We start from the raw sequence: 24,896 nt of genomic DNA on the forward strand, positions 1-24,896 counted from the left end.
AGATAGCATGAGATTTCTTCATACTATCTTTTGAAATATATACAATTTCTTTTTAAAATTATTTGTACAGTAATAAATATCTCTATTCTTCTATAGGATTTTCAGGCCCGTTAAGCTCCAATTGATAAAAAGCTAAATCTAGCCATCTATTAAACTTATAACCAGCTTTTTTTATTGTTCCTGCATGAACAAATCCATAATTTTGATGCAAGGCAATACTTTTCTTGTTTTCCGCATCAATTCCTGCAATTAAGGTCATATATCCTCTTTTCTTTGCAATTGTGATTAATTCTTCCATTAAAGAGGATCCAATTCCATTTTTTCTATATTCCTTATCAACATACACAGAATGTTCAATTGAATATTTATAGGCAGGCCACGCTCTAAATGGACCAAATGTCGCAAATCCTACTACTTTATTATCTAGTTCGTATACGAAAATTGGATAGCTATCAGCCTTTTTTTGTTCATACCAATCTATTCTATTTTCAAGGGTTACAAGTTTATACGCATATACAGCTGTTGTATAAAGTATCGCATCATTATAAATATCTAAAATATATGCTAAATCTCTTTTAGTTGCTTCCCTTATCATTGTTTTCTTCCTTTCATAATGTTTATCTTCTTTCACTATCTTTTTAACAGTTTTATTTTACCGAAATTTCTGATTTATTTCCACACACGAATACTAGCTTTTCGGAAACCATCAAATATATTTATCGCAGCAGACAACGTGTAAAAGAAAATTCCACCGCCGATTAACCACGTTTTAAATTCCTCTGGAGAAATAGTAAACACATTTGACACATACGCAATAAACCCTTCGTTAAATAAATGCGGATTTAATACAATTACAATGAATACTATTGTTCCGGTTATTTGAAGAATTGCATTCCCAATTGCCAACCTTTTCGTCCATTGTCCCTGTACTAACTTATAAAGAGATATACCTATTTCGAAAACGATCATAATCACAACAATTGGCCAATATTGAAGTAAAACATCTTGATTAAAAGTTGGTGCGACAAACTTCAGTCCATTTGCTGTACCATTATATACGCCAACGAGATGATTCGCATAAAAATAAAGTGTAGCCCAAACTGCGGTCCACATCAAACCTCCAAAAACTTCAAACTTTGAGATTGCTTTCTTCTTCGGGATATACGAAATATTTTTCAAATCATCTGGCGTCCATTTTTTAAAACTTGTCGTCAACGGTTGGGTATCTTTGTCTTTATCCGTTCTTTCTAAAATAACAAATACAAGTGTCAACCAGAAAAATACATGAAGGCCCACTTCGAAAATTTCCCCAATGCCTTTACCTATCAATTTTAAAATAACATTTAATACCGCTTGATCACCACTATAGCCTATAAGATTTTCTGCAACCATTGAAATGAGTGCAATAACAGCTGCAATTGGTATAATCATTTTTAATAATGTCGTATATCCATCAAAATAACGTGGTCCAATTAAATGCATCGGTCTATCCAAATACCCATTAGCCAATGAAACTGGACTTCCCAATTTTTCAAGAACACTCTTCACATCATCCTCATTATAATCGTCTGGTAACATATCCTCTATTGTTGACCGTAGTTCAAGTGTAATATCTTCACGATTTTTTTCAGGTAATCTTTTCGCAACTTCATGGACGTAGATATCAATCAAACTCATTCTCGTCCTCCTCCTTTAATAAGTTATAAAGTTCTTTCGAATCCTTTATCCACTCCTTTTTCAATTGTAAAAATATCTCTAATCCATATTCACTTAAAACATAATACTTACGAGGCCTACTCTCCGTTTTATCCCAGCTACTCGTCACTAGCTCCTGCTTTTCTAATCGGCGAAGTAGTGGATATAAAGTACTTTGATCGATTATAATTCCTGATTTCTCTAATAGTTGGACTAGTGAATATCCATACTGCGGTGTTCTTAATTGGCTTAAAACCGCTAATGTCAACGTCCCTCTTCTTAACTCTGTAATTAATGAATTTAATAAACTCTCCATTCACCCACCTCATTTTTATTACTATATGTCATACAGTATATGTTTTATACTATGTATCGTACAGTATAGTTGTGACAAAAACAATCGGTTTTTATAAAAATCAGAAAATAAGAAAAGCACAAACTATATAATTTGTACTTTTCTTATTTTCTTGCAGCTCACTAACAAACTTAAATACCAATAATACTTTTAACTATGCACCTCTGGTAATATAAACTCTCCTTTTTCTTTAGAAAATGGGACAACCTCTACAATCGCCTCAACATTGATTACTCCATATACATGCGGGTATTCTTGACCGTTTGAAGCAAGTTCATATTTTATTTCTGCTTTTACAAGAGATGGATCTATTGTAAGTAATAAAACATCTTTTTCATGATTGAAATGTTTTTGAGCAACTTTTAAAGCTTGGTCTAATAATGAACAATGAATAAATCCCTCTTCTTTAAGGGAGGCTTCATTAATCTCTCCAATTGTTTTTGCGATTTCCCAATTTCTTTTTGTTATTACTTTTGTGACCATACCCATTTTCTCCCCCATATCTTTATATAGAAAAACAAGAGGTTTTTCTGTTCATTACTAGAAAAGCCTCTTGAATTTTTTTATTATTTTAATCCCTTTATTAATGGTGACACTTCCCCACTATGGAAAATCCATAAATCATGAAGCGATCTCGTACATCCGACATACAATAATTTCGCATCGTGCTTTGTATTTTTGTAGTGCTCCTCATCGACATCGATAAGAAGTACTGCGTCAAATTCTAAGCCTTTTGCTAAATATACAGGTACTACCGAAATACCACCTTCGTATTTACTTTGATCTGCTTCAATCACGTTAACAGTTAATCCTGTATTTGTTAACTTCTCATATATATCACGGCATTCATCGTCTGTTCTTCCAATTACCGCGATTGTTTTCACATCTTCATTTTGCAAGTGCTGTAAAGTCTTCATAATTTCAGTGAATTGATCTTCTGCATGGATCACCTTAACGTCTTCACCACTACGGAAAACTGGTGTTGCCAGTCCCACTGGAATCTCTGCATTTTTAATTATTTCATTCGCAAATTCAATAATTTCTTTTGTAGAACGATAACTTCTCGTCAGTTCATAATAACCTGTTTCTTGGAATACTTCCTTAAAAGCATTCCAGTCTTCAATTCCTTGATAATCATAAATCGCTTGAGATAAATCACCTAATATGGTGAAAGAATTACCTAGTGTAATTTCTTTTAGTACATAAACTTGGAATGGTGAGAAGTCTTGCGCTTCATCAATAACGACATGATGAAACTTCTGTCCAATTTCAATTCCAGTTATTCGATGATGTATGTAAATTAGAGCTGGTAAATCTTCTACATACACTTCTTTTTTACGACAATTCTTTTCTGTTTCTTGAACAAGTTCTTCAGGTAACACTTCGAGTATTTCTTTACTTTTCAACATTGAACTGTATAGTGAAAGCGGGCTCATTTTCGGCCAAAAATTCATATATGTGTTCAATCTCTTTGTAGCTTCTTTTTTTAGTAACTTTTTCTCGTTTGTTTCTCCAAACTTTTTAAGTTCAATTTCAATCCAGCGCTTCATACGGCCGGCTAAACGTTCTCTTCTTTTCTTTAATGGATAATGTTTATATTCAACTTGCATCCATTTTTTAACGTCTTCCACTGGAATAACTGCTTTATCCCACGCCTCAAAATCTTTTGTCGGTACTAAATCTTTTTCAAATTGAACCATTCTCTCTTCAATAAACGACTTAAACTCCAGCGTTCCTTTTAATTTACCGAGCATAACCTTTTTTTCATCGCGATTAATTGAAAATGCTTCTTTCAATTTTTCTTCTGTCTGCTTTAGTTTCACCGAACCCTCTAACATACGCAATGCCCAATCTGGAAACGTTGTTTGACTAATATTGCCTACACCTAATTCGGGAAGTACGCTCGAAATATAGTCTAAAAACAAACTGTTTGGAGCAAATACGATCATTCTCTCCGCTTCTAGCTGTTCACGATATTCATAAATTAAAAAAGCAAGGCGATGTAAAGCGATCGTTGTTTTTCCGCTCCCTGCAACCCCTTGAATTAATAATGGTAAGTTTCTTTCCGCACGAATAATATCATTTTGCTCCGATTGTATAGTCGAAACGATATCTTTTAATTTATTATCTTTATTCTCACCTAATCGATATAGAAGAAAATCATCAGCATGCGAGACATCTTCATTTCCTTTCACATATGTATCAACAACACGTTCAAGCTCTCTTTTTCGAATGGAAATGTTTCGCTTTAAATAAACATCGCCTTCTACTAATCCGTCTGGTGAATGATAAAATGCTAATTCATCACCACCAGTAAATGAATAAAACATACTTGCGACAGGTGCTCGCCAATCAATTACAATTGGTTTCATCGTATCTTTATCTGAAACACCTACTTTACCGATGTAAATCGGCATAACTACTTCCTTGCCATCCTCCTGAAAGTCTAATCTTCCAAAATACGGCTCTTGTACACCAATCCGTAAGCTTTGTCTATTAGACTCCCTCATACTTTCAAGAATTTGCTCTTTAAAATCTTCTCCATAATAAACCGGGATTTTTTCAAGCTGTTCTAATTGATCATCCATCGTACTTAACGTATCTTTCATTTTTTGTAACTCTTCTTCAAAAATGTTGCTCATTTGATGATTCCCTCCTGTCCGTTCCAATTTTTTCAGTCGAGATATAATTGTATTAAAAATCCATTCATAAAGTCAATAGTCTAAGTGAGAATTTTCCGAAATAAAGAAAAACACAAAAAAACCATACCTCTTTATCTAAGATTTTGAAGTATCCTTAAAATAAAATTTTCTCTCTATATTTATTTATGAGAATTATATTCATTTTTTTATTTTGGGGAACAATCAATTTTTCACTTACATGCAGGAATTACATACTTACCAAATAAGTCTAAAGATGAAAGTACTTTATGATGTTCTAATCCACCAAAATTCATTACTGCCATAAAATTCGTAACACCTATTTCACTGTAAGACTGAATTTGTTTAATAACTTCATCAGGACTTCCTATTACTGGATTGAATTTATGTTTAAGGTCTTCATATGAAATATTCGTCCCACGCGGAGTATTCATAAATAGTTGATAAGGGCCTTTTGCATTTGATTCAGCATCTGCATATGTTTCACCAACATGAACATGAAATGCAATAGGGATTTCCAACTCTTCTGGATTACCGTATCCTGACTTTAGATACGTGTTCTTGTAAGTATCAATCAGCTTTGCTAATTCATCTCGTGATTTACTAAACCCAAGCCCCATGAAATTGTTTCCCATACTAGCAACATGATTAACACCTTTTTCACTAGAGGTTGCAATCCAATGAGGCGGAAACGGAGCTTGTGTTGGCTGAACATTAAGCCTAAGGTCTTTGTATTGAAAAAAGTTCCCTTGATGAGAAAAAACCTTGCCTGACCATGCCTTACGTAGCACTTCTAGAGACTCGTTAAAACGCTCAGTTTTGTCCTCCAATGAAATATTATAACCATCAAATTCCTTCTGTGCATATCCACTACCTAGCCCCAAGTCTAATCTTCCGTTTGATAAAAGATCAACCACCGCATAATCTTCAGCAACTCGTATAGGGTTGTGTAATGGCAGTACTGAAACACCCATACCAAGACGAATTCTATTCGTCCTTTGAGATACCGCAGCGAGCAGAACTGCTGGAGAGGGATTAACACCAAAATCTGAGAAATGATGTTCTGCAAACCATACCCCATCAAAATTCATTTCTTCAGCCCGAACGGCTTGCTCCAATACCTCATTATAGAATTGTTTAGGAGTTCGGGATAATTGATTGGGGTAATTATCAAATATTGTCAATGTACTGAATTTCATTTGATATCGCTCCTGATAATTTTATTTAGTTTCTTCCCTTCATAGATTGCTTACAAAAAATCTAGATGGTACTGTATTTGAAAATAATCATTCTAGTTATCCGAATCATTCCACTGACGACTTATTTCTAGCCCATAATCCATATCGTAAACTTCTTTTATAGCTTTAACTTTTTCAAGACTTTCATCGCTAAACACAGGTTTATTTTCAAAAGAATGTAGAACGATTCTTTCAAGAAGAACGCCTAGTGAAATATCATGATACTCTGCCATCGCTTTCAAAACCTTCACCATTCTTTTTTCCATTCTAATTCCAGTTTGTACACGTTCAACTTTAATTTTTTGATTTTTTCCATTTACTTGTTCATTATTTTGTTTCATAATTCCACATCCTTACCGCAAAAAAATAATATTTTGTTACCTTGATAACAATGTATCATTATAACACCGATGCATATTTTGTCAATTGTGTCATTTTATTATTGGTTAAACATAATAGGTTCTCGCCCTATTACTATTATCAAAATAATGTAAATTTGTATCCATATAACGAAAAAAACGCTATTCTTTTTATAGAAATATACAAAAAGGATGGCGTTTTTAATATGAATTTATCGATTTCTGATGAACTAAAATTAGTTTCCAAAGTATTAGATGATATATATCACCTAATACTTTGGAATGATTTGATTCATTTAACAATCAAGGGAATAAGGTACACAAGAACTAGTAGCCCTATGTGTTTGATTAAGCAAAAACATAGCACATACTTCATTAACTCAACCTTGTAGTCGATTAGAAGCCAACACTGATATTTCTATGAATCCAGAAGCACTCAACCAACGATGTATACCAACTATTTTCGTTGCATTTATTTATTAGATTCTACAAATTTGAAATTCCCCTCACATAAACTTAGCTTGATGTGTATGAGGGATAATCCCTACCTTTTCTTTCTTTATTTCTTTATTTCTTTATTTCTTTTTTACTTTTATACGATAAGATAAGCACTCATGTAGTGAAGCTTGCTCTTTATATCGCAATTTTTCAAAATCAAATGCTCCCCCTGGGAAGAATCCTACAATACTTAAACCTGCTTTAGCACATAAATCACTAATCTCTTCAACTGTATAACAACGTAAAGACTGTGTTACAATCTCATTAGGCTGATTAGGATTCCACCAATGATCTAGCATTCTTTCATTTATACTGTCATATTCATACTTTCGCATCGCTGTACCAAGTGACATTTCTCTCCCATTCACTGCTTTCCAATACAATGGTTGATAGATATCAATTAATGCATAACCATCATCTTTCATCCATTTTTTAATCCTACTTAATAGAAATAATTGTTCTTTATCTGTTCCTACACCAAATCCGTCTAAATAGCTTACTACATCAAATTCTTTTGGAATATCAATTTGATAGAAATCGCCTTGATAAATCATAATATCGTTACTAGAATGCCTTTTTGCAAATTCAACTAATTCTGATACAAGCTCTACAGTTGTCATTGTTATATCTAGCTTTGACATTGCTCTGGCAAATCCACCATTCCCTGCACCAAGTTCCAACATCGTTTGAAACGGATATCCAACTTGTTCTTGCACCTCTTTAGCAACCTGCTCTATCCAGCTTTCTGTATTTACATCATAATTCGACAGTTCAAATTGTTTTTTGTAAAATTCCTTCACATTTAATTCGTTCATTATTATTCTCCTCCTGTAATAGTTTTTTCTACTACAGGTTAGAAACTAAATTTCTGATACCCATTAAAAATCCCCCTTATTTATCGCCTACAATTCTATATTATCAAATTAAACAGAATATTCAAATGTATTTTATTCTCTATTGATTTGAGAATTTCAACTGAAAACAAAATAAAAAGCAGATAATGAATTATTCCATTATCTGCTTACCAATTTATCCTTAGCTGCTTTTATTATACTTTTTGATACACGAGCCAATCCCCAGAATCAATGATTTTCTTTAACATCTCTTTATCCTGAGCAACATACACATATGTATGTATTTCTTTATCAGCAAAATATACTGTTTGCGTTATCCGGTCATATAAATCACTCTCTGCATTACCTGTATATTCTTCGAGTTCATCTAACTTTTGCAAAACCTCATCATCTACTTCGTAAACTTCCCCGTATACCTTTTCCCCGTTTGAACAAATCATTGCAGGATACCCTTCGTTTGTATCAAATAATTTGCCATACGTCCATGCTCCGTCTGCGATGCATGTTGCACCTTGCATATAATGAGCATTCGTTTGCTCTTTTCTTAACGTGCCATACACGAAAACATGATGCATATGTCCCTATCCCCTTTTTATTGCTCTTTACTTTCTAATTTGTAAATATGCACGAATCATAAAGTAACTCACTTCACCTGGAAGCTGTTCTTTAATAGATTTCAAACCACCTTCTGCATTTTGTACGGCAGTTTCAATAAGAGCTTCATACTCTGTTGGAACAAAGCTTTGCCACTCTACTTCCATACCATCTTCATGGCAACGGATTAAGTGGTTTTCAATCGTTTGTCTTGATAGACCTCTATCTTTCGCAATCTCATTTAAATCAATGCCTTGTTTATACATTTCATATGTTTCTATATGAGAATTCGCTGACGCTTTTCCTGATTTTTTACTCTCTGAAACAACTTCAGTCTTAATTGTTTCCGCATAGTTTGGGTTATCCTCAATAAAGTGCTGAACTGCTTGTAAGAAGTGAGACCCGTACTTCACAAGTTTGTGTTCTCCGATTCCTTTTACAGTTAGGAGTTCGGAGTCACTTTGTGGCATTTTCGCACACATATCTTTTAACGTTTGGTCAGAGAAAATAACGAACGGCGGTACACCTTCTCCTTGCGCAATTTCTTTACGCACTTCACGAAGCACTTCAAATAAAGGATGGTCTTGAACAATTTGTCTCGTTTCTACTCGTTCTTTGCGTAAAACATTCTCTTTACCAAGTAATACTTCTTTTCCTTTTCCCGTTACTTTTAATGTCGGATACGTACCATGTTCAACTGCAATTAACTCATCTGAAATTAAAAACTCAATAAACTCACTAACTTCTTTTACACTACGGTTTGACAAAAGACCGTATGTTGGCAAAGTATGAAAATTAAATTCAATGACTTTCTTATTTTTAGATCCAGTTAATACTTGTGCAATCATTTGTTTTCCGAATCGTTGGTTCGTTCGAATCATACAAGATAGTACCATTTGTGATTCTCTCGTCACATCAATACTTTCACGGTCGTCCGTACAATTACCGCAGCGACCACAATCTTCTTTCGGCTCTTCTCCGAAGTATTGCAAAATAAATGATTGTAAACATTGTTCTGTATGACAGTAATCGGTCATATTTTGGAGTTTTTCAAGTTCGTTTGAAAAACGTGATTCTCCAGTTGATTGATCGATTAAAAAGCGTTGTACTTGCACATCTTGAGAAGAATATAACAAAATACATTCACTATCTAATCCGTCACGACCAGCACGTCCTGCTTCTTGATAGTAACTTTCCATATTTTTTGGAAGTTGATAATGAATAACGTAACGAATATTCGATTTATCAATCCCCATTCCAAACGCTGATGTCGCTACCATAACGCTGATTTCATCTCGTAAAAAGAGTTCTTGCTGTTCATTTCGATCGTGATCGCTCATACCAGCATGATATTTCGATACCGAAACTCCTGCTTTCCCTAAATCTTCATATAACTGATCGACTACTTTTCTTGTAGCTGCATAAATAATCCCAGATTCCTTCTGATTTTGACGAATATAATCTGCTAAATACGCATTACGATCCTGTCCTTTAATTACTGAAAACGATAAGTTCTCGCGCTCGAACGTTGTCATAATTGTATTTTCTTGATTAATTTCAAGCGTATTGCAAATATCATCACGTACTTGTGGTGTTGCTGTTGCTGTTAATGCTAAAACGAGCGGTTTTTCTGGAAGATAATCTAATATGCGATGTATATGTAAATAACTCGGGCGGAAATCATGACCCCACTGCGAAATACAGTGCGCCTCATCAATTGCAATCATCGGGATTTTCATGTCCATAAGTTGATCAACAAACTCCATAGAATCAAGACGCTCAGGCGCCACGTAAAGCAACTTGTAATGCCCTTGTTTCGCCAATTGAATTCGTTGATTCGCTTCTGTAATAGAAATAGAACTATTAATATATGTAGCGGAAATACCGTTTTGTATTAATGTATCTACTTGATCTTTCATAAGTGAAATCAAAGGTGAGATAACTAATGTCGTTCCTTCGAATACTAATGCGGGAATTTGATAACAAATTGACTTACCACCGCCCGTAGGCATAATACAAACTGTATCTTTCCCATCTAATACATTTTTAATTGTTTCATCTTGTCCTCTTCGGAATGACGAATAACCGAAATAAGACGCTAAAAGTTCTTGTGCTTTTGTAAACAAAAAAGAGTCACCTGCTTTTCTATATCTTTCATCTATTCCTATTATATCATCACTTATGCGTCATGAAAGTGCTGAATGAAAGAGTTATATATAATCTATCATCAAACTGATTCTCGCCATCCTTTTGCATGATCCACGAACAATTGTTAATAATTCTTGTAAAGCTGGAGAAATCCACTTGTTTTTGTGATATGCGATTTGTGAAGTTTTCGCTGCATACAAACTATTACCTGGATTCTTTAACAAAGCACTCTCTTTAAGCTTAATAGCATGCTTTTTCATTATTCTAAGTTTCTCTTCGTTATGGATATTAATTAGTATCGGCGTTTTAGTTGCTTTCTACGTTTTACAGCATATAAAACACAAATCTAGTACACATGAAGTTAGAATTTCAATATAAATATTCATTTTATTCGCCTTCCTAGAATACTACTAATCGTATACATGTGAATTTGAGGAGGTTAAATTATGAAACAACGATACAATAGTTCCAGCAAGTCTAAAGCAGAAAAGAAACAACTCCAATTCTCTAATAATGATGCATGGAAATATGAATCATTTTATAAGTATCAGCCCTTATTTTCTTATAGCAAGCTTATGAATTTCCTTTCTCAACTTTTTAAACGTTAATACATGTGCCAAATATATATCATTCAAACAAATTTTCTCAACATAAAACTTATAGACTTACTACAATACAGTTGTTACCATATATAATAATCTGTTAGATAAACCCCTTATGTTGACCTGCTTAAATTAGCAGGTCTTTTTTATAATTACATATTGCAATGTATCGTAGTCTGGCTGAAAAGTCTTTTCTCCATTTTAGAACCCTATTCCGCTCTCCACAAATGATTATAATTCCAAAAAGTAAAATATAAATCCGTTACATTCATATAAGTAATTCATTTTTTCTCAATACACAAAGTGAATTTCATTTGTTATTATGAAGGTACTCTAGATGAGTTTTTGCTCATCAACATTATCTAGTTAAAGGGGTCTGCCGCGGGAAGCAGATCCCTTTAACTTTATTAAAAAGTACCCTTCTCATTTGGACACATTTACCAGGTTATTTTGAAAGAATTTTGTGCTAATATTACGTAGTCGAGTCCGACATCTCGGCAATACCCTTTTGAGGTCCTGCAATTTCCCTTGCAGGACCTCTATTATTTTAAAATTCTTTTGATTCATATATATCATAAGTATGTTTTTTATTCCTCTTCAACCTTCAACTTTCTCCTTTTCCAACTCTCAAAAAAACTCTTGGACACGTAACTTAAAAATAACGTTTATCATATTGTGAGATATACATGTTCAAAGGAGTGTAACTATTTATGTATACTTATTGGCAATCGTATTACTCCCCTTATCATATCACTAATGGAAACTTCGATTCATTTGTACGAAATTACCGAGTTAGTAAAAACGAAAACTTTTTAAAAGGATATATGCGTTCTTTATGGGAACAACACGTCACTTGGACGCGATTAGCCATTATAGGCATCATCTTTAACTTGCCAGACGTAAACGTTACTGTTGGACGTCTTCTACAAAATGCAACACACATGGGGCTATCACTTGAACCATTCTACGGAGAAAATGCAGTAAAAAAATATAGTGCATTAATTAAAGACCACTTAACAATCGCTGCTGATCTTGTTAAAGCCGCGAAAGCTGGTGATCAAAACGCAGCTACCGCTATAGAAAAGAAGTGGTACGCTAATGGAGATGAAATTGTTGAGTTTCTAACCAGTATCAACCCATATATAGAAAAAGAAGAATTTAGAAAAATGTTTTATGAGCATTTAGCGTTAACGAAAGCGGAAGCACTTGCCTTCCTAAATAAGGATTATGATGCCAGTGTAAAACTATACGATAAAATTGAAAAAGAAGCATTAGAAATGGCTGATACTATAACAGATGCAATCGTAAAACAATTTCCGCAAGTATTTCAATAATAATGGGCCGATTTGTCTTCAAATCGGCTTATTATTGTTTCTATCTAGTTCACATTTTACGCCTCTCCTCTTTACATTTAGCTTATATCGATATATTTTATTAATATCCGTTTTTTATAGGAGGAAATAGTTTGATTAACGCAATTGGTCTCGTATTTATCCTCACAAATAAGCACGAGAAAAAGAAGAAAGTTTATCTGAATGAAAAATTCGCATTAATAGACATTATTGATTCTAAAGAAGTATTTGATGATGAAGGTAACTCATTAGTAGAACTAACATGTAAATACAGCATATACTTAGATGAAAAATACTATTGTAAATCTCTCGATGATTATACTGGACAAGTATTCCCCTTCTTAAGCGCAAAAATAGGAAAAGGACTTCTCAGAAACTTAAATTACTACTTTTCTTACGTTGATGCCTATGATAAAAAACCACCTGTTAAAGAAATAAGACCGCTTATGAAACAAGTAACTAACAGATAACAATAATCATTCAAAAAGAAAGCATCTAATTTTTGATGTTTTCTTTTTTGAATCAAGAACTCGTTACCTTTCATCCTCTTCTAAATGTATGTATCCAGGCATACTTTAAATTAAAAACATTGGAGGATTAGACTGAATGAAATACTCAGAAACAATTGTTAGTAAACGGCTTCGAACACTAAAAATGTCTGGTATATTTTTCATGCTAGTTTTAATCGCATGGCTTGGATATACAAAATTACTTTATGAAAACGGATTTCTTCAAGAAAAGAAAAATTCAGTTGAAGTAATGCATACTAGCATTACAGGAGAAATTGAAAACACTTTTCATGTAAACTTACAAGGTTATCGTAAAACGAGCCTTGATATCGTAATAAATGCAAGTAAAACCGATCTGAGCGAACTATCATTAATTGAGCTCATCAATAAATCTTGTTCACGAGATTGCATAGGTGAACCCATAACATATGTGAACTCAAACAATGGTTATATCTTTTATAAGGAATCTAACGGAACTAATGTAGCTATAAAGATTAAAAAGCAAGATACATGGGAAATTGTAAAAAAATCAGTTCAAAATGGAATCTAAAAGGTTCATACAAAAAAAGAGTACTTTACTTCAAAGTACTCTTTCAAAGAAAATTACCACTTACGGCATTTATCATCATCATCGTCACGTTTACGATTGCAACGGCATTCATCACAATCACAATGACGTTTACGATTGCAACGACAATCATCACAATCTCTGCGTCTACATCTTCCAAACATTAAATCATCCCAAAATCTATTACAATCTCGGAAATGTCTACAACGACAATTATTTCCCATGAATATGACTCCCCCCTAATACATATTAGAATTCATCATATTCTATGTTTAAAAGCGTAAAAAGGCTTGTTTAATAGTCTATTTTAAATGTATAAATGTGATGTAATTTGAATCAAGTACTAATTCATGCCTATATTTCCTGCTGTGCTTCCACAGCCCCCTTCAACCGCTGCAACATATAACCAATTCCTTTACATCCTTCTAACGGATATGTAATGAGAAATGGCTTTATTACAAAGTTTATGGAGGGGGGGTTAACTAAGGTAAAATTATAGGATTTGTGACCAAAATATGACCGCTATTCAAATAATAATTTGCTATTTGACATGATTATTTCCATTTTACCCCACATGTACATAGGCTTTATTTACAATTAAGCAGATTTTATTTTATATAAAGATCAATATACTAATCTAAAATTTCTGTGTTTACATTTTTTCTTTTTATCTCATAATTTTAATTGGGAAAAGGGACTCCACAGTAATTTCTCCTATGATATATATATCATGCTTAGTTAAATTGGTTTGATTTTATAAGGAGCCAAAAACCTCTAAATGTTTATTTTATTATTACATAAATAATCCTAACATCTCCAAAAATTGATATAATGATACAGTTATTAATAGCAATTAGGGAGATATACAGCATGAACTATACAAATATACCAAAAAGAATAGGCATGGTTAAGCGGACTCCATTCGCTTCGGTACCGAAGAAATTCAACGGTATTGGTAAGATTGTTAAAAAACAAACAAAAGTGGAGCGCCCTACATTAACCCAAGACGAACAAGAAATTATTGAAAACAAGTTATTATGTTCATTTCTTTCTGAAGAGAAGATATTGATTACTTATTATAGAGATGGTCATTTGCTTACTAGATATATGACTGTAACTGACATAAATCCGATAAAGAATTTAATAACTTGCACTGATGCATCTTATAACAGAATCTTCCTTAAATTTATAGATATAATTGATTTGAGATAAAAAACATACAGTTTTTTCAAATATAACCGGGAATAAAAATGAAAGAATCTTGTATTCTAAGTTAAATACAGACAGAGCAAAAGTGTAAGTTCTTGTGAGAGTTAGCAAGATAAAGGCTGTTTGTTTATGTTTTGGGCTGTCTGTTTTGGTTATCGAATACAAACTCAATAGAGAAAGCTAAGGAAGCATTTAGATAATAGTTGAGGCCGTCCGATTAAGGACGGCTTCAACTATTATCTAACTTTGATATATTCATACCACCATTAGAACCGCCGTTTTCTCCACCATCCCCAACAGTTTGTCCCGTTAGAGCGTATAGGAATCCTACTTTACTTTTTAACTCTCCGTTATATCCTGCTGCGCTTCCACAGCACCCTTCAACCTTTGCAACATATACCCAATCCCTCTACATCCTTCTAACGGATATGTAATGATTTCTTCTGGATATAGCTTCGTCACTACTTTTTTATGCTTCTTGCCTGCAAGTAAGACAATTTCATCAAACTGAAGTAAGTCTTTTTCAATCATCTGTTTTTGTAATTGTTCTATACTAATAATCTCATTACTCTTTGAATCAAATGCAAGATCATAGTTTTCCTGTACAATATCATTTGGTCTTAAAAATCCATGCTTTGCTGATAATATAACCCAGTTCTCGAAAAACTCCGCTGCGTATGCCTGACATGCTTTTCCGAACGGGCTAATATATACATTTTTTGCCTCTGCCTCTCCGTAATCTGGGTACTTATCCCAAATTTTCTTTTTTCCGCATGGAATAATGCATAATCTTTTCATCGTTATTTCTTACCTCACTTCTAACTTTCTTATGAAATATCAATTTCCCAGTACATTTTTTTACAGAATACTATATAATAATCTTGAAAGATAAAATTACATTATCTTCTATATTTGGTTTAATTTCTTTTAGAACAGTCGATTAAGTATATATATTATTACATAAACACACCGTACTAAAGTCACTTTCATACAGCATGCATATACCTCATCCTTTAGTGAATTTGTGAAGATTTCGTAAAATCAAGCATACTTAATCTCCCAATCGCTATTCAATAGTACAATATATAAATGTAGTATGAAAAGGAGGTGAACAACTATGAAAAATATACTCCCAGCATTATTAGCTTATATTATTGTTTGTATCATCGCGATTATCATTCCAGCATCTGAGGGCTATAATACTGTAGGTTGGAAATTCTTTGTTGGGCAAGCGTACGCAATACCTATTTTCATTATTGCTGCTATTATTACATTTTATATAAATAAGAAACGATCTTATGAATAAACGATAAGTAGGATAGCTATTGCTATCCTTTTTTATTTCCATCCAATAGGCTCGTCTGTAATTTTATAATAAAAAAAGACAAGCAGCCAATCTGACTACTTGTCCTTCCTGTTTATCCGTACTCAATAATATTAAGCTTGGAATGCTTCTGTTAGTACTGGTACGATTTGTTTTTTACGAGATACAACACCTTTTAAAGTAGCTGTGTTGTTTTCTAATGTTACGTTGTATGCTTTCTCAACAGCGTTTGTTGCTTTACCGATCGCAAGACCAACAGAATCGTTAGTTAAGATATCAGTTACAACGAATAAGAATAGGTCTAAACCTTTTTCTTCTACTACTGCAGAGATAACTTTTTCAAGTTCCGCTTGGTGTACAAGAACGTCGTTTGTATCAACAGCGTTTACTTGTGCGATTTCAACTTTTGCGTTACCCATTTTGAATTCTTTAGCGTCAAGAGAGATTAATTGCTCCATTGTTTTTCCGCTTAAGTCAGCACCAGCTTTTAACATTTCTAAGCCGTAGCTATCTGCATCTACACCAGCGATTTCCGCTAATTCACGAGCTGCTGCTACGTCTTGTTCTGTGCAAGTTGGAGATTTGAATAGTAAAGAATCTGAAATAATTGCAGATAACATTAAACCTGCAACTTCTTTACGAATTGCAACACCATTTTCTTTGTACATTTTGTTTAAGATTGTAGCTGTACAGCCAACTGGCTCACAACGGTAGTATATAGGATCGCTTGTTTCAAAGTTAGCAATACGGTGATGGTCAATAACTTCTAACACACGAACAGATTCGATATCGTTAGCACTTTGTTGACGCTCGTTATGGTCAACTAAAATAACGTTGTCCACTTCGTTTGCTACTGTCTCAACAAAACGCGGTCCTTCTACTTTAAAATAGTCTAACGCAAATTGAGTTTCACCGCTGATTTCGCCTAAACGTACAGGCTCAGCATTCATTCCTAATTCTTTTTTCAATTCTGCATAAGCAATCGCAGAACAAATTGCATCTGTATCTGGGTTTTTATGCCCGAAAACTAGTACTTTTTCCATGTTTTCCACCTCTTCATGAAAAGGATATCTTAAAGAAGCAAATATGACAATATTTAAAGCGTATTTTTTTATAAATTATTGCACTTTCTTCTATATTTTTCATTGTTTTCACAAATAAAGACCCTCTAAAATAATTTAGATGGTCAAAGGTTATCTTTTCGTTAAAATAAAGATGGTACTTGCACTACGTTGTTAAATGCGAAATTGGAGGCTAAACCATTATTCACAAGGTTCACATCAATAATTTGATAAAATGCATTTCCAGTGTCTGCAATCTCCCAAACAGCTACAATAAGATGATATCCACTACGGTCAGTTGGTACATTTGCTTCATGTGTTACTGTTATCCCTGATTTAACTCCACCATCATCTTTCACATAGAACGGCACTAAATCTAAATCCGATCGTGTTAATGGTTTATTTGGATTCCAATCTTTTTTCGTAATGTAGTATTTCCATTCTTGATCCTTGTGCCATTAAAGCGCCCAATTACGAAATTGGCAAAGGCAGTCTAATTATCAAATAGCCCTCTTCCTCTCAGATTTGCGGAAACAGGCTCCTTTTCTATTTCATGTGCCCTTATAGATAACTGGCCGATATGGTGGATTTCGTGGACAATGACATGACGTATTATCTCTCCGTGTGTACATTCAATGACTCGGCGCCTAATTGGTGCGTCTCTAGAGCTAATCGGTTCTTCATTGAAATCAGTTTCTGAAAGTTTCCGAGAATCCATTTCATTTGTCCAAGATGTCACAAATGGCTTCACTTTCTCGTGGTATTGAGCCGAAAGATTTTTCACTTTTTGCAAGCTGGCATATTCTTCAAACAATGGCTCCTCAGGCACTGGTTCACCTCGCAAACCTAAGATCCACATATATTCCACATCTACAATGTGAAATAGAGTATGTAGGATACTGCCGAACCCACCGATTCGTTTCTTTAATAGTTCTTCATCCGACATGTCTTCGCACAATGTAAACCAATCATCACGAACTTGCCAGTTATATTGAAACAGTTTCAACATGACAGCAACCTCCATCTTTTAGATTAACATTTAATATTCACCAAAAGACTTCAAAATCCCTATTTAATAATAACTCTAAAAAACCTGTTAAAACCTTCCACAAACTGGTCCTTTAATAAAACATTCCAGATGAAGTTAAAGGGTCAAAAGAAAAACCCTATTATACAGGGTTTTATCAATCTTTTTTATAAATTAACACACAGACATAATAACAAATATGTCGTTTGAAAATCTCTCTCTTTTCAAATAAAAAACTAAATCATTTTATAATAAATAACCGTTGCATCTAACTCACCATTCGGAGAAATTGCATACCTCGGTATTCTGCCGGATTCTTGATAATCTAATGACTTGTACAATCTATTTGAAGGGTCTCCTTCTCTAGTATCTAATACTAAAAGAGACCTACTTTCTTGTTTCGCTCTTTCTTCTGCTTTTTGCATAAGTGAGCGTCCAATACCGTTACGTCTAAAGTTTGGATGGGTCATTAACTTGCAAATTTCAGCTCTGTGGATTCCATTTGGCTTTGTAATTAAATGTAGTTGAACACTGCCCGCCACTTTATTGTTTATTTTAGCAACATATAATATCACTTCTGGTGCTAATACAGTGTGCCAATACAGTGTCGCTTCTTCTCGTTCCAGTGGCGGTAGAAATCCTATTGAAGCTCCATCATCTACTACAGTTTTCAACAATTCAGAAAGTTCTTCAATGTCTTCATCAAGTCGTTTAATCTCTTCTATTACTACACTTTGCATTCCTTTTCCCCCTTTTGTTCACTCAATATACACTTGTATATTACCACTAATTATAAGAGAAAAATTAAAGGAGGAATAACTGAATATTAAGTTAAAATTATTTAAGATATGATTTTTTTAGAAAGGATGGCTTTATGAAATATATTTTAGACAGGACATACGCAAAAGAATTACTTGAATGGGCTAATCAACAAAACCCAGGTCCTTGGTTCGAACATTCAATTCATGTTGCCCATGCAACAGAGAACATCACTGTCGAACTTATTAAAAATGGGCATGACCTAGATGTTGACATAGCATACAATGCCGCTCTCTTGCATGATATAGGAAGATATAAAGGTTTTACCAAATCGGTTATTCATTCCTATGATGGTTATATGTATATGAATGATTTAGGGTTTACAGGAAACGCCATTATTTGTGTGACACACTCATTCCCTTGCAAAAATGAACATATAGATATTGCAGCGGAGTGGAGTCTTGTTCCCGATTATACGGAAAGCCGGTTAGTTGAAATATTGAACGAACATAGTAACTACGACTTATATAACAAAGTAATTACCCTTTGCGACGCTCTAGCTGACGCAGATGGCTTTACTACTCTTGAAAGAAGGTTGATTTCAGTTGGTTTACGTCACGGAACAACCGCCCATACATCTTTACATTGGAAGGGATTCTATACAATTAAGAAAGAATTAGAATCTTTAATCGGTAAAAGCATATACACACTTCTCCCTGATGTAGAGAAATCAATTTATAAAAATGTTGAATAGTAAGATGTAACCTTTCTTCAATAAGAAAGGTTGAATTATTCATGAAGGAAATAGCCCATCAATAAAAGAATTAAAATGAAAAGTGCAGTTTAAGGAGATGGTGTATATTTTCGGAGAAATTGGAGAACGCGAAATACAAATTCACGTTTGGAATGATAAAAATCTTGATCTACTTCATAAAATAAATACCCCAGAAATGATGGAACATCTAGGAGGCCCTGAAACGAAAGAACAAATTTTAAAACGCCACAAACGATATCTTGAACTTGGTGATGACGGGCAAATGTTTAGCATTACTCAATCTCCTGATTTTGTGGAGATTGGCTCCGTTGGGTATTGGAAAACTACTTGGAATGATGAAAGTGTTTATGAAATTGGATGGAGTGTACTACCACAATTTCAAGGGCAAGGAATAGCAACTCTCGCAATTAAACTAGCAATTGATGCAGCAATGAAAGAAAACAAATATAAATATATACACGCTTTTCCTTCCATTCATAATCCTGCTTCAAATGCGGTTTGTCGGAAGCTTAACTTTGCGTTTATTTCTGACTGCGAATTTGAATACCCACCAGGTAACTTAATGCATTGTAACAACTGGCGTTTAATAGTAGCTACAGATTAAGAACGATAGAGTACATATGTAAGATTCTTATAAACTCTTTCGAAAGTGGAGGGATTACTTATTAGTAAAATGGGATTTGACTTAATAACTCATGAAGGCAACTTTAATTTTGGATATGAAGATATAATGAATACATCTAGGAAATGTAAATTTTCTAACTGCTCACATACAAATGAACCACACTGTGCAGTTAAAAAAGCCATCTCTGACGGCATTCTTTCTGAAGAAGTAGTTAATAGTTATTATAGAGATTTAAACGAATTACACTATGTTTCTAAGCAAAAGAATAAAACAAAGGCTATTGACTATATGAAACAATTGAAACTCTTTCAAAAAGATTAGGCTAAAATAAAAAAGTTCTCCTTACAATAATATTCAAAGGAGAACTTTTTTATTTTATAACTTTAATTTTTCAATACCAACATACATTCTTGCATTAAAATCATTGCTTTGCAAATTTATAAGCTTAATCTATTCGGCCCTTTGCTTTAGAAAAAACTTATAAAACCACAAAAAAGATTGAATTTTCAGTTTTTTATTTTTAAAATTTAACACTATCATCCACTGACACTTTTTCTTTAGAGCTTTTCCTTTCCAACTCTTTGCTCCTCTCTTCCCAAAACGGTACACCTTCAATCCCTACTTTTTTAGGGTCAAAAACCGGATCTTTCCCTTCTTTTTTCTGCGTTTCATAATCTTTTAACACTTTTAATGCTGTTTTGCTTAATAGTAGAATCGCTATAAGGTTTAACCATGCCATACTACCTATTCCTAAATCTCCTAGATTCCATAAAAGTGAAGCTGATTCTACACTACCGATGTAAACCATAATTAAAAATCCAATTTTTAAAACTGGTTTTAACCAGCTATATTTTAATTGATGATCTAAATAAGTAAGCGTCGTTTCAGCGATATAATAGTAAGCGAGTAAAGTTGTAAATGCGAAGAAGAAAATTGCGATTGAAATAAATAATGGACCAAATCCTGTCATAACGGTTTCAACTGCTTGTTGTGTATAAATGGGACCAGCTTCAATATTGCCTATGTTCTGTACAATAGCGCTTTTCCCTTCAGGTATAACATTGTACATACCTGTAATTAATATCATAAGTGCTGTCGCTGTACATACAACAATTGTATCAATGTAAACAGAAAATGCTTGAACTAATCCTTGTTTTGCAGGATGAGATACTTCAGCAGCGGCAGAACTATACGTTGCTTCTCCAACACCAGCGACATTTGAAAATACTGCACGCTTTACTCCCCATGCAATAGCTGCCCCAACGATTCCTCCAAACATTTCATTCACACCAAATGCACTTGAGAAAATAAGACCAAACATATTAGGGATTTCTGTTATATTTGCAATTAAGACGATACATGTAACAATTACATAACCAATTGCCATAAATGGAACTAACATTTGTGAAACGCCTGCAATTCTCTTTACTCCACCAAAAATAATCGCTGCCAATAATACAACTAAAAATATACCAGTTACATATTTACTAATGCCAGAAGAGTTTTCAAATCCAACCGCGATACTACTTGATTGAATACCTGGTAATAAAACGCCATATGAAAGTGTTACAACCACTGCTACAATGACCGCAAACCATTTCATTTTTAAGCCCTTCTCAATAAAGTATGGCGTACCACCTCGATATTCATTGCCTACTTTACTTTTGTATACTTGTGCTAATGTCGATTCAACAAATGCACTAGCTGCTCCTAATAGCGCCATCACCCACATCCAAAATACAGCTCCAGGCCCGCCAAAAGCGATAGCTGTCGCTACTCCTGCGATGTTCCCTATTCCAACCCTACCTGATAGCGCCAAACAAAATGCTTGAAAGGATGATATTCCCGTCTCTGAGCTTTTCCCTTCAAATAATAGTTTAATCATCTCTTTAAAATAACGAATTTGTAAAAAGCGAGTCGCAATTGTGAAATACACTCCTGCTCCTAATGCAAAAATAACTAAGCCGATACTCCATACTTGCCCTACTAACCATTCTACTAATTTCTCCATCCAAATCCCCCTTATAATTCTTTTGAAAAAGCAATTTTATATATAAGAAAACGGACAACCTTTATCCTACCTACCAGTTGTCCGCATCTCTTACTATATTTCATCATTCTTTTATCCCGCTATTTGTGGGTAGTATGATTCCCACCTCATGCGTTGAACACAAAGGAAGTAAGGTGGAAAATCACCTACCGTAAATGCCCTATTGGTTCAAATACTATTCTACAGTGATGAAAAGACTCCACACTGAATATAATTTTACTTGATATTTACCCAAACACTTTTCACTTCTGTATAGTTATCAAGTGCATATGAACCTAATTCACGTCCAACACCAGATTGCTTATATCCACCAAATGGTGCAGCAGCATTTTCTAGGTTATAATCATTAATCCACACTGTTCCTGCCTTTAATTTATTGGCAACTTGATGCCCTGTTTTAATATTTTGTGTCCATACACCCGCAGCAAGCCCATATGAAGAGCGATTTGCTCTTTCAATTACTTCTTCTGTCGAATCAAATGGAAGTATAACGACAACTGGTCCAAAAATTTCTTCCTTAACAATTGTCATATCGTCAGTAACATTTGTGAATACTGTTGGCTGTACAAAATAACCTTTTTCAAATGCACGTTCACCGCCAGCTGCAACAGTAGCACCTTCAGCTTTTCCTTGTTCAATGTAATTTAGCACACGCTCTTGTTGTTTTTTAGATACGAGCGGTCCCATTTCAGTTTCCGCCTCCATACCTGCCCCTAGCTTCACGTTATTTGCCATTTTCACAAGTTCATTTACGACTGTTTCATAATGTTTCCGATGAACGAAAACTCGAGATCCTGCGCTACAATTTTGACCATGATTATACATAATTCCTTGGAACGCACCGTTAATCGCTTCTTCTAAGTCAGCGTCTTCTAAAATGATGTTTGGTGACTTACCACCAAGTTCTAATGTTACATGTTTAATTGTTTCTGCAGATTGACGCATAATATATTTTCCTGTAACTGTTGAACCTGTGAAAGCTACTTTATCAATATCATGATGGTTTACAATTGCCAATCCTGCTTCAGGACCGAAACCTGGTACAAAGTTTACAACACCGTTTGGAAAACCAGCTTCTTTAAAAAGCTTCGCTGTATATAGTAAAGATAAAGGTGTTTGCTCTGCTGGTTTTAATACAATCGTACAACCTGTCGCAAGAGCGGCTCCCATTTTCCAAGAAGACATAACGAGCGGAAAATTCCACGGAATAATTTGACCTACAACGCCAACAGGTTCATGGCGTGTGTAATTTAAATAATCTTTTGAAATTGGAATTGTTTGCCCGATAATTTTTGTAGCCCATCCCGCGTAATAGCGGTAATTTTCTACAGTCGCTGAAATATCATCATCAAGTGCTACTTGATATGGTTTTCCATTATCTAAAGCTTCCAGCTGTGCTAATTCTTCTCTATGCTCTTCAATTAAGTCTGCTAATTTATAAATAAGATGCGCTCTTTCAGCGGTAGTCATTTCTGCCCAAGGGCCAGATTCAAATGCAGATCTTGCCGCTTTTACTGCGACATCAATATCTTCTTCTTGCGCTTCACATACGACTGCTAGAACATCTTCTGTTGCTGGATTGTATGTTTCAAACGTCTTTCCACTTATTGAAGAAACAAATTCACCATTAATAAACATTTTAATTTCTTCATTTAAAAACGCTTTCACTTTTGGTTTCAGCTCAATGTTTGTTGTTAACATATATGCTCTCCTCCTTATTTAAACAGCTGCATGAGCTGCAATTTCTGATAAAATCGTTTGAAGTTTTTGATCTTCTTCTATCGTTAATCCTAATCTCGGATAACGTGAAGGTCCTCCGACTTGCCCGTGTAATTCCATTGAGCGTTTAACGATTTGTACATATTTCCCTGATCCTTCAAGAAACTCGCAAAGAGGTAAAATAGCATCGTTCATTTCCCACGCTTTTTCTAATTCACCATTTTGAAAATGCTCATACATTTTCGTAACGAGTCCTGGAACGATATTTCCTGCTACTGAAACCCATCCTGTTGCACCAACTAAATAAGATTCCATAACTAAATCTTCAGATCCGCAGAAGACTTGAAAAGCACCTTCGCCTTGTCTTACTAAATCTCTCGCTTTTCGAATATCTCCGCTAGATTCTTTAATATGTGTAACATTTTCACACTCTTTTCCAATACGGAGCATTAGTTCTGTACTCATATCAACACCGGAAGTAAATGGGTTATTGTATAACATAATTGGTATATTCACAGCGTTTGAGATTTCTTTAAAATGAAAATAGATTTCCTCTTCTTTCGGTTTACAATAATACGAGTTTATGATTAATGCACAATCTGCTCCGTGCGCTTCTGCATGTTTCGTATATTCAATCGTTTCTTTCGTCGTCTCCGCAGCAGTCCCAACAATGACTGGAATACGGCCATCAACTTCTTTTAATACTGTTTCTACCATGTTAAATCGTTCTTCTTTTGATAAACTAACAAATTCTCCCGTACTTCCATTAATAATAATTCCAGCTACTTTTTGCTCAATAAAGTAGTTTACGTTTTGTTTTACACCTTTCCAATCAATTTCTTGAAATTCATCCATCGGTGTTATTAATACTGGAAATGCCCCTTTAATTTTTTGCATCTTTATCTCTCCCTTTAA

At 34.2% G+C, this 24,896-nt stretch carries 28 protein-coding genes and 3 pseudogenes; 10 read left to right on the forward strand and 21 right to left on the reverse strand.

The genetic code is table 11. The annotated features are described in order from the left end of the window. Positions 1 to 82 precede the first annotated feature (82 nt). The 7 genes from CQZ94_RS07830 to CQZ94_RS07860 form a co-directional block, all read right to left on the reverse strand. Positions 83 to 595, reverse strand: a complete 513-nt coding sequence (locus tag CQZ94_RS07830) for a GNAT family N-acetyltransferase (RefSeq protein WP_105584926.1) — start codon at positions 593 to 595, stop codon at positions 83 to 85. Positions 596 to 669: 74 nt separating this feature from the next. Beyond that, positions 670 to 1,677 carry an HAAS signaling domain-containing protein gene (locus CQZ94_RS07835; protein ID WP_105584927.1) on the reverse strand — a complete coding sequence of 336 codons (1,008 nt, stop codon included), beginning with the start codon at positions 1,675 to 1,677 and terminating at the stop codon, positions 670 to 672. Beyond that, positions 1,664 to 2,011 carry a PadR family transcriptional regulator gene (locus tag CQZ94_RS07840; RefSeq protein ID WP_105584928.1) on the reverse strand — a complete coding sequence of 116 codons (348 nt, stop codon included), beginning with the start codon at positions 2,009 to 2,011 and terminating at the stop codon, positions 1,664 to 1,666. Before CQZ94_RS07840 ends, CQZ94_RS07835 begins: the two co-directional genes overlap by 14 nt. Before the next feature lie 189 nt (positions 2,012 to 2,200). Continuing rightward, positions 2,201 to 2,533: a DUF952 domain-containing protein gene (locus CQZ94_RS07845; RefSeq protein WP_105585139.1), complete on the reverse strand. Its 333-nt coding sequence runs from the start codon at positions 2,531 to 2,533 to the stop codon at positions 2,201 to 2,203. A gap of 83 nt (positions 2,534 to 2,616) precedes the next feature. Further along, positions 2,617 to 4,692, reverse strand: coding sequence for a HelD family protein (locus CQZ94_RS07850; RefSeq protein ID WP_105584929.1), 2,076 nt, complete (start codon positions 4,690 to 4,692; stop codon positions 2,617 to 2,619). Positions 4,693 to 4,922: 230 nt separating this feature from the next. Continuing rightward, positions 4,923 to 5,909 (reverse strand): LLM class flavin-dependent oxidoreductase, encoded by a 987-nt coding sequence (locus CQZ94_RS07855; protein ID WP_105584930.1) that lies wholly within the window; start codon positions 5,907 to 5,909, stop codon positions 4,923 to 4,925. 92 nt (positions 5,910 to 6,001) lie between these two features. Beyond that, positions 6,002 to 6,289, reverse strand: a complete 288-nt coding sequence (locus CQZ94_RS07860) for a hypothetical protein (protein WP_071746176.1) — start codon at positions 6,287 to 6,289, stop codon at positions 6,002 to 6,004. A 224-nt stretch (positions 6,290 to 6,513) separates the two neighbouring features. Between CQZ94_RS07860 and CQZ94_RS31660 the strand changes: the two are divergent. Then, positions 6,514 to 6,813 (forward strand): annotated as a pseudogene (locus tag CQZ94_RS31660) (IS4 family transposase); the annotation flags it as partial. Positions 6,814 to 6,882: 69 nt separating this feature from the next. Here the strand turns inward: CQZ94_RS31660 and CQZ94_RS07870 are convergent. The 4 genes from CQZ94_RS07870 to CQZ94_RS07885 all read right to left on the reverse strand — a co-directional run bounded on the left by CQZ94_RS07870 (position 6,883) and on the right by CQZ94_RS07885 (position 10,661). Then, complete coding sequence (locus CQZ94_RS07870; protein WP_105584932.1) at positions 6,883 to 7,620, reverse strand: class I SAM-dependent methyltransferase; 738 nt, start codon at positions 7,618 to 7,620, stop codon at positions 6,883 to 6,885. A 233-nt stretch (positions 7,621 to 7,853) separates the two neighbouring features. Further along, positions 7,854 to 8,234: a gamma-glutamylcyclotransferase family protein gene (locus tag CQZ94_RS07875; protein WP_105584933.1), complete on the reverse strand. Its 381-nt coding sequence runs from the start codon at positions 8,232 to 8,234 to the stop codon at positions 7,854 to 7,856. A 27-nt stretch (positions 8,235 to 8,261) separates the two neighbouring features. Further along, the gene (gene recQ / locus CQZ94_RS07880) at positions 8,262 to 10,379 is read right to left on the reverse strand and encodes a DNA helicase RecQ (protein ID WP_105584934.1); all 2,118 of its coding nucleotides are present in this window, start codon (positions 10,377 to 10,379) and stop codon (positions 8,262 to 8,264) included. Positions 10,380 to 10,463: 84 nt separating this feature from the next. Further along, complete coding sequence (locus CQZ94_RS07885) at positions 10,464 to 10,661, reverse strand: hypothetical protein (protein ID WP_105584935.1); 198 nt, start codon at positions 10,659 to 10,661, stop codon at positions 10,464 to 10,466. Positions 10,662 to 10,847: 186 nt separating this feature from the next. Between CQZ94_RS07885 and CQZ94_RS31145 the strand changes: the two genes are divergently transcribed. The 4 genes from CQZ94_RS31145 to CQZ94_RS07900 all read left to right on the forward strand — a co-directional run bounded on the left by CQZ94_RS31145 (position 10,848) and on the right by CQZ94_RS07900 (position 13,414). Next, positions 10,848 to 11,009, forward strand: a complete 162-nt coding sequence (locus tag CQZ94_RS31145; RefSeq protein ID WP_181149452.1) for a hypothetical protein — start codon at positions 10,848 to 10,850, stop codon at positions 11,007 to 11,009. Positions 11,010 to 11,713: 704 nt separating this feature from the next. Further along, positions 11,714 to 12,337 (forward strand): acetylglutamate kinase, encoded by a 624-nt coding sequence (locus CQZ94_RS07890; protein ID WP_105584936.1) that lies wholly within the window; start codon positions 11,714 to 11,716, stop codon positions 12,335 to 12,337. Positions 12,338 to 12,468: 131 nt separating this feature from the next. Further along, positions 12,469 to 12,825, forward strand: coding sequence for a hypothetical protein (locus CQZ94_RS07895; RefSeq protein ID WP_000606233.1), 357 nt, complete (start codon positions 12,469 to 12,471; stop codon positions 12,823 to 12,825). A gap of 136 nt (positions 12,826 to 12,961) precedes the next feature. After that, on the forward strand, positions 12,962 to 13,414 hold the full coding sequence (locus CQZ94_RS07900; protein ID WP_105584937.1) for a hypothetical protein: 453 nt from the start codon (positions 12,962 to 12,964) through the stop codon (positions 13,412 to 13,414). A gap of 53 nt (positions 13,415 to 13,467) precedes the next feature. Here CQZ94_RS07900 and CQZ94_RS31665 read toward each other — a convergent pair whose 3' ends face one another. Both CQZ94_RS31665 and CQZ94_RS32550 read right to left on the reverse strand, forming a co-directional pair. Next, positions 13,468 to 13,656 (reverse strand): hypothetical protein, encoded by a 189-nt coding sequence (locus CQZ94_RS31665; protein ID WP_258166011.1) that lies wholly within the window; start codon positions 13,654 to 13,656, stop codon positions 13,468 to 13,470. A gap of 130 nt (positions 13,657 to 13,786) precedes the next feature. After that, positions 13,787 to 13,876: pseudogene (locus CQZ94_RS32550) on the reverse strand (DUF6884 domain-containing protein); the annotation flags it as partial. 426 nt (positions 13,877 to 14,302) lie between these two features. On the opposite strand from CQZ94_RS32550, the gene CQZ94_RS07905 reads away from it, so the two are divergent. Continuing rightward, on the forward strand, positions 14,303 to 14,644 hold the full coding sequence (locus tag CQZ94_RS07905; protein WP_105584938.1) for a YolD-like family protein: 342 nt from the start codon (positions 14,303 to 14,305) through the stop codon (positions 14,642 to 14,644). 336 nt (positions 14,645 to 14,980) lie between these two features. Here the strand turns inward: CQZ94_RS07905 and CQZ94_RS07910 are convergent, their stop codons facing one another. Next, the gene (locus CQZ94_RS07910; RefSeq protein ID WP_105584939.1) at positions 14,981 to 15,439 is read right to left on the reverse strand and encodes a DUF6884 domain-containing protein; all 459 of its coding nucleotides are present in this window, start codon (positions 15,437 to 15,439) and stop codon (positions 14,981 to 14,983) included. A gap of 319 nt (positions 15,440 to 15,758) precedes the next feature. On the opposite strand from CQZ94_RS07910, the gene CQZ94_RS07915 reads away from it, so the two are divergent. After that, positions 15,759 to 15,947 carry a DUF4017 family protein gene (locus tag CQZ94_RS07915; protein ID WP_002012993.1) on the forward strand — a complete coding sequence of 63 codons (189 nt, stop codon included), beginning with the start codon at positions 15,759 to 15,761 and terminating at the stop codon, positions 15,945 to 15,947. Positions 15,948 to 16,078: 131 nt separating this feature from the next. Here CQZ94_RS07915 and ppaC read toward each other — a convergent pair whose 3' ends face one another. From ppaC to CQZ94_RS07935, 4 genes and pseudogenes are all read right to left on the reverse strand, one after another. Then, positions 16,079 to 17,008, reverse strand: a complete 930-nt coding sequence (ppaC, locus tag CQZ94_RS07920) for a manganese-dependent inorganic pyrophosphatase (protein ID WP_105584940.1) — start codon at positions 17,006 to 17,008, stop codon at positions 16,079 to 16,081. 161 nt (positions 17,009 to 17,169) lie between these two features. Next, positions 17,170 to 17,481, reverse strand: a pseudogene (locus tag CQZ94_RS07925) (lytic polysaccharide monooxygenase); the annotation flags it as partial. Between the two features lie 38 nt (positions 17,482 to 17,519). After that, positions 17,520 to 18,035, reverse strand: coding sequence for a DinB family protein (locus tag CQZ94_RS07930; protein ID WP_105584941.1), 516 nt, complete (start codon positions 18,033 to 18,035; stop codon positions 17,520 to 17,522). 254 nt (positions 18,036 to 18,289) lie between these two features. Next, positions 18,290 to 18,793, reverse strand: coding sequence for a GNAT family N-acetyltransferase (locus CQZ94_RS07935; RefSeq protein WP_105584942.1), 504 nt, complete (start codon positions 18,791 to 18,793; stop codon positions 18,290 to 18,292). Positions 18,794 to 18,927: 134 nt separating this feature from the next. Between CQZ94_RS07935 and CQZ94_RS07940 the strand changes: the two genes are divergently transcribed. The 3 genes from CQZ94_RS07940 to CQZ94_RS07950 all read left to right on the forward strand — a co-directional run bounded on the left by CQZ94_RS07940 (position 18,928) and on the right by CQZ94_RS07950 (position 20,533). Continuing rightward, the gene (locus tag CQZ94_RS07940) at positions 18,928 to 19,566 is read left to right on the forward strand and encodes an HD domain-containing protein (protein WP_105584943.1); all 639 of its coding nucleotides are present in this window, start codon (positions 18,928 to 18,930) and stop codon (positions 19,564 to 19,566) included. Between the two features lie 97 nt (positions 19,567 to 19,663). Continuing rightward, on the forward strand, positions 19,664 to 20,191 hold the full coding sequence (locus CQZ94_RS07945) for a GNAT family N-acetyltransferase (protein ID WP_181149454.1): 528 nt from the start codon (positions 19,664 to 19,666) through the stop codon (positions 20,189 to 20,191). A gap of 69 nt (positions 20,192 to 20,260) precedes the next feature. After that, a complete protein-coding gene (locus tag CQZ94_RS07950; RefSeq protein ID WP_105584945.1) occupies positions 20,261 to 20,533 on the forward strand; it encodes a P-loop NTPase family protein in 273 nt (90 codons plus the stop codon). Positions 20,534 to 20,732: 199 nt separating this feature from the next. Here the strand turns inward: CQZ94_RS07950 and CQZ94_RS07955 are convergent, their stop codons facing one another. The 3 genes from CQZ94_RS07955 to dapA all read right to left on the reverse strand — a co-directional run bounded on the left by CQZ94_RS07955 (position 20,733) and on the right by dapA (position 24,878). Further along, a complete protein-coding gene (locus tag CQZ94_RS07955) occupies positions 20,733 to 22,223 on the reverse strand; it encodes an alanine/glycine:cation symporter family protein (RefSeq protein WP_105584946.1) in 1,491 nt (496 codons plus the stop codon). Between the two features lie 255 nt (positions 22,224 to 22,478). Continuing rightward, complete coding sequence (locus CQZ94_RS07960) at positions 22,479 to 23,963, reverse strand: aldehyde dehydrogenase family protein (protein WP_105584947.1); 1,485 nt, start codon at positions 23,961 to 23,963, stop codon at positions 22,479 to 22,481. Positions 23,964 to 23,981: 18 nt separating this feature from the next. Beyond that, positions 23,982 to 24,878 (reverse strand): 4-hydroxy-tetrahydrodipicolinate synthase, encoded by an 897-nt coding sequence (dapA, locus tag CQZ94_RS07965; RefSeq protein WP_105584948.1) that lies wholly within the window; start codon positions 24,876 to 24,878, stop codon positions 23,982 to 23,984. Positions 24,879 to 24,896 lie beyond the last annotated feature (18 nt).

The organism is Bacillus sp. MYb209 (genome assembly GCF_002975175.1).
Taxonomy (GTDB): domain Bacteria; phylum Bacillota; class Bacilli; order Bacillales; family Bacillaceae_G; genus Bacillus_A.

Bases quoted from the DNA above. Each gene is read 5' to 3' on its own strand.
- CQZ94_RS07830 (WP_105584926.1), bottom strand. From the start codon at position 595: ATGATAAGGGAAGCAACTAAAAGAGATTTAGCATATATTTTAGATATT.
- CQZ94_RS07835 (WP_105584927.1), bottom strand. From the start codon at position 1,677: ATGAGTTTGATTGATATCTACGTCCATGAAGTTGCGAAAAGATTACCT.
- CQZ94_RS07840 (WP_105584928.1), bottom strand. From the start codon at position 2,011: ATGGAGAGTTTATTAAATTCATTAATTACAGAGTTAAGAAGAGGGACG.
- CQZ94_RS07845 (WP_105585139.1), bottom strand. From the start codon at position 2,533: ATGGTCACAAAAGTAATAACAAAAAGAAATTGGGAAATCGCAAAAACA.
- CQZ94_RS07850 (WP_105584929.1), bottom strand. From the start codon at position 4,692: ATGAGCAACATTTTTGAAGAAGAGTTACAAAAAATGAAAGATACGTTA.
- CQZ94_RS07855 (WP_105584930.1), bottom strand. From the start codon at position 5,909: ATGAAATTCAGTACATTGACAATATTTGATAATTACCCCAATCAATTA.
- CQZ94_RS07860 (WP_071746176.1), bottom strand. From the start codon at position 6,289: ATGAAACAAAATAATGAACAAGTAAATGGAAAAAATCAAAAAATTAAA.
- CQZ94_RS07870 (WP_105584932.1), bottom strand. From the start codon at position 7,620: ATGAACGAATTAAATGTGAAGGAATTTTACAAAAAACAATTTGAACTG.
- CQZ94_RS07875 (WP_105584933.1), bottom strand. From the start codon at position 8,234: ATGCATCATGTTTTCGTGTATGGCACGTTAAGAAAAGAGCAAACGAAT.
- CQZ94_RS07885 (WP_105584935.1), bottom strand. From the start codon at position 10,661: ATGAAAAAGCATGCTATTAAGCTTAAAGAGAGTGCTTTGTTAAAGAAT.
- CQZ94_RS31145 (WP_181149452.1), top strand. From the start codon at position 10,848: ATGAAACAACGATACAATAGTTCCAGCAAGTCTAAAGCAGAAAAGAAA.
- CQZ94_RS07890 (WP_105584936.1), top strand. From the start codon at position 11,714: ATGTATACTTATTGGCAATCGTATTACTCCCCTTATCATATCACTAAT.
- CQZ94_RS07900 (WP_105584937.1), top strand. From the start codon at position 12,962: ATGAAATACTCAGAAACAATTGTTAGTAAACGGCTTCGAACACTAAAA.
- CQZ94_RS31665 (WP_258166011.1), bottom strand. From the start codon at position 13,656: ATGGGAAATAATTGTCGTTGTAGACATTTCCGAGATTGTAATAGATTT.
- CQZ94_RS07905 (WP_105584938.1), top strand. From the start codon at position 14,303: ATGAACTATACAAATATACCAAAAAGAATAGGCATGGTTAAGCGGACT.
- CQZ94_RS07910 (WP_105584939.1), bottom strand. From the start codon at position 15,439: ATGAAAAGATTATGCATTATTCCATGCGGAAAAAAGAAAATTTGGGAT.
- CQZ94_RS07915 (WP_002012993.1), top strand. From the start codon at position 15,759: ATGAAAAATATACTCCCAGCATTATTAGCTTATATTATTGTTTGTATC.
- ppaC (WP_105584940.1), bottom strand. From the start codon at position 17,008: ATGGAAAAAGTACTAGTTTTCGGGCATAAAAACCCAGATACAGATGCA.
- CQZ94_RS07930 (WP_105584941.1), bottom strand. From the start codon at position 18,035: ATGTTGAAACTGTTTCAATATAACTGGCAAGTTCGTGATGATTGGTTT.
- CQZ94_RS07935 (WP_105584942.1), bottom strand. From the start codon at position 18,793: ATGCAAAGTGTAGTAATAGAAGAGATTAAACGACTTGATGAAGACATT.
- CQZ94_RS07940 (WP_105584943.1), top strand. From the start codon at position 18,928: ATGAAATATATTTTAGACAGGACATACGCAAAAGAATTACTTGAATGG.
- CQZ94_RS07945 (WP_181149454.1), top strand. From the start codon at position 19,664: ATGGTGTATATTTTCGGAGAAATTGGAGAACGCGAAATACAAATTCAC.
- CQZ94_RS07950 (WP_105584945.1), top strand. From the start codon at position 20,261: ATGGGATTTGACTTAATAACTCATGAAGGCAACTTTAATTTTGGATAT.
- CQZ94_RS07955 (WP_105584946.1), bottom strand. From the start codon at position 22,223: ATGGAGAAATTAGTAGAATGGTTAGTAGGGCAAGTATGGAGTATCGGC.
- CQZ94_RS07960 (WP_105584947.1), bottom strand. From the start codon at position 23,963: ATGTTAACAACAAACATTGAGCTGAAACCAAAAGTGAAAGCGTTTTTA.
- dapA (WP_105584948.1), bottom strand. From the start codon at position 24,878: ATGCAAAAAATTAAAGGGGCATTTCCAGTATTAATAACACCGATGGAT.